Source organism: Gemmatimonas sp., from assembly GCF_044345575.1.
Taxonomy (GTDB): Bacteria; Gemmatimonadota; Gemmatimonadetes; order Gemmatimonadales; family Gemmatimonadaceae; genus Gemmatimonas.
On sequence record NZ_JBIJAW010000355.1, the window covers coordinates 1 to 3,333 of the forward strand.

The window sequence follows — 3,333 nt, forward strand, 5'->3', positions numbered from 1 at the left end:
AGCCGGAGGCGTCTGGGATGCCGGCATGACGGGAGCCACCGGAACCGAGAACGGCACAGCCGGAGCGGCCGCTCCCCCAGGGATCGCGCTCAACCCCACCGGCGTCACAGACTCGACCACCGAATCGAGCGCCCGCGGCGCGTCGAGCGTCGTCGCGATCGAGACCTTCCGGTGGTTGATCCGCAGCCCCAGCTGCGCCATCAGCGCGCTTTCGATGTTCCGCACCGTGTTCTTCGGGGCGACCTGATCCGTCGTGAGGACGTGGACCTCCTCGATGGCCCCCGAATCGCCGGGGATGATCCGCACGGAAATGACGCCCGGGAGCGTCGCAATCAGCTCTTCGGCACGCCGCAAGGGCAGGACGCTGCCGGCGATGGCGCCAGGGGCCGAGGCCGGTGTAGTCATGCCGAAATTGACGGGAATGGACAGATCAAGCTCCGGTGCAGGGGCAGACCGGTGGGAGGGGTCGGCTGTCGACAAGAGCGAATATGTGACCGGGATCGCCTTCTGGCAAGACCAAAAAAGCTCCCAACGTCTTGTCCCGCATGAAGGTAAGGCGTCACACCTCAAGCTTCGTCTACGGAGCCCTGACCGTCGGCGATCTCCTCGCCCTCGTACTCCCGGAGCTTCCGGTAGAGCGTCCGCTCCCCGATCCCCAACAAATCTGCGGCTTTTCTACGGTTTCCGCCCGTGTCTCGGAGGGCCGCCTGAATGGCCAGGCGCTCGATCTCTGCCATCGTCATGCCAGGAGCGAGCGTGATGACCGTCGCCGAGATACTCTCGTCGCGCGGCTCGATGCCTCCACGCACCAGCCCGTAGCCGCTCACCGGCAGGACCTCCGTGAGCCCGGGCATGGGCGATCCGACCGGCCGGACCTCTCCTACCCACCCCGCCGCCTGCACCGGGCGCTGCTCGAGGTCCATGCGTCGCCGCAACTCTTCCACCTGCAGCTTGAGCTCGACGAGCGAACGCACGATGAACTCGAGCTCCCGCCCCTGTGCCCGCTCGCTCCCCTGCACCAGCGGCCCCACGGGCACCGGCAACAGGCGACGCCCTCCACTCTCGCGAATGGCGCGCGGAATGTCGTCGGCAACGATTTCACGACCGTGCGCGAGCACGACCATGCTCTCCACGAGATTGCGGAGCTCACGCACATTGCCCGGCCACTGATACTCCACGAGCAACGCCAGCGCGTCGGCCGAAATGCCGTTGAACGCGCGATCGTGCAGCTGCGAGAACTCCGTGACGAACTTTCGGACGAGCAACGGAATGTCCTCCCGGCGCTCGCGCAGCGGCGGGAGATAGACGCTCAGCACATTGAGCCGGTAGAACAGATCGGCACGGAACGCCCCCTCGTCGACGTGCTCACGCAACGGCCGATTGGTCGCGGCCACGACACGCACATCGACCGGGATGGTCTGCGTGCCACCCACGCGCGTGACCTCACGCTCTTCGAGCACGCGCAGCAGCTTCACCTGCGTGGCAGGCGGGATCTCGCCGATCTCGTCGAGGAAGAGCGTCCCCGTATCGGCCAGCTCGAATCGACCAAGTCGACGCTCGGCCGCGCCAGTAAACGCGCCCTTCTCGTGCCCGAACAACTCGCTTTCGAGTAGCGTCTCCGGCAGGGCGCCCACGTTCACCGCGATGAACGGCTTGCCACGACGCGGACTGAGCCGGTGCACGGCGCGCGCCACCAGCTCCTTGCCGGTGCCGCTCTCCCCTTCGATGAGTACGGTGCTCGTGACGGGGGCGATCTGCTCCACCTTCACAAGCACTTCCCGGATCGCCGCCGATTCGCCGACGAGCCCCGTGTCCGCTGCCAACCGCAACCGCTCGAGCCGCCGGCGAATGCTGTCCACCACGTCGTCCACGATGATCGGCTTCGGCCACGTTTCCGCGTAGCCCACCTCACGCAGCCGTTCCTGCATGAGCGGATCGACGACGTCGGTGAAGCCGATCACCGCAACATTGTCCCAGAGCAGGTGGCGCACGAGCGCCACGTTCGCACTGTCAAGCAACGCCCCCGTGAGCACGAGCACCGTGGGGCGTACGCGACGCAGGTCGCCACGCACATCATCCATCGGCGAGATGGTGACCGTGTGGACGCCCTGCGCCTCGAGTGCCGCATTGAGCCGGACGGCCGGCTCGACGTCGGTCATGAGAATGGCTACGACGCCGAACGTGTCAGCCTCGACGCCGCCGCGCCGCCCCGCGCTGGTGGGGCGTGCGCGTATGGTCACGCCTTCCCCGGGCGCTTGTAGAACGGCAGCTTCACCACCCGAGCCGGGATCATCTTGCCGCGAATCTCCACCTCGAACGCGGTGCCCTCCACGGCCGCGGCACTCGGCAGATAACAGGTGCCCACGGGAATCCCGAGCGTGGGACTCATGGTGCCGCTGCACACTTCACCGATCGTCACGCCGCCATACACCACACCGTAACCGTGCCGCGGAATGGCGCGCTCATCGAACGTGAAGCCCACGAGCTTGCGATCGGTGCCATCCTGATGCTGGCGCACGAGCACGTCCTTTCCGAGGAACGGTTCGGCCTTACCCAGCTTCACGAGCCAGTTGAGCCCCGCCTCGAGCGGCGTGGTACGGTCGTCGAGTTCGTTGCCGTAGAGGCACATGCCGGCCTCGAGACGCAGGGAATCGCGACATCCGAGTCCGGCTGGCGTCACCGGGCCCGCCGCCATCACGGCGTTCCACACCTGCGCCGCCTGCGCGTGATCGAAGTACAACTCGAAGCCCAGCTCACCGGTGTACCCCGTGCGCGAGATGATGCACGGCACACCCGCCACGTTGCCTTCGGTGAACCAGTAGTACTTGATGCCGTCGAGTGGCACATCAGCAAGCGACGCCACGATGGCGGGCGCCTGCGGCCCCTGAATGGCGAGCAGCGCCGTCGCGTCGGAGATATCCGTCATCGTGCAATCGAAGCCGGCGCGATGCGCTTCGAGGTGCGCGATGTCCTTGTCGCGATTGCTGGCGTTGATGACCAGCATGAGGTGGTCGGCAAAGCGATACACGAGCAAGTCGTCGACGATCGTCCCGTCGCCGCGCAGCAGCGTGCTGTACTGCACCTGCCCGATACCGAGGGCGGCGACATCGTTGCTCGTGACGCTGTTCACGAATCGGATGGCGTCGGGGCCGCGCACGATCACTTCACCCATGTGCGACACATCGAACATGCCGCAGGCCTCACGTACCGCCTTGTGTTCGACCGTGATGCCGGTGGGATACTGCACCGGCATCTCGTAGCCGGCGAAGGGAACGATCTTGGCGCCGAGGGCGACATGCACTTCGTGGAGCGGCGTGCGCTTGAGCTCTGTCA

General features: G+C 66.3%; 2 protein-coding genes and 1 pseudogene. All 3 read right to left on the minus strand.

What is annotated here, in order from left to right:
• Positions 1-480: pseudogene (locus tag ACIQ6O_RS15035) on the minus strand (hypothetical protein); the annotation flags it as partial.
• Between the two features lie 86 nt (positions 481-566).
• Positions 567-2,240, minus strand: coding sequence for a sigma-54 interaction domain-containing protein (locus ACIQ6O_RS15040; RefSeq protein WP_396208593.1), 1,674 nt, complete (start codon positions 2,238-2,240; stop codon positions 567-569).
• The coding region (gcvT, locus tag ACIQ6O_RS15045) for a glycine cleavage system aminomethyltransferase GcvT (protein WP_396208594.1) at positions 2,237-3,333 on the minus strand (1,097 nt) is incomplete at its 5' end. The genes ACIQ6O_RS15040 and gcvT, both read right to left, overlap by 4 nt.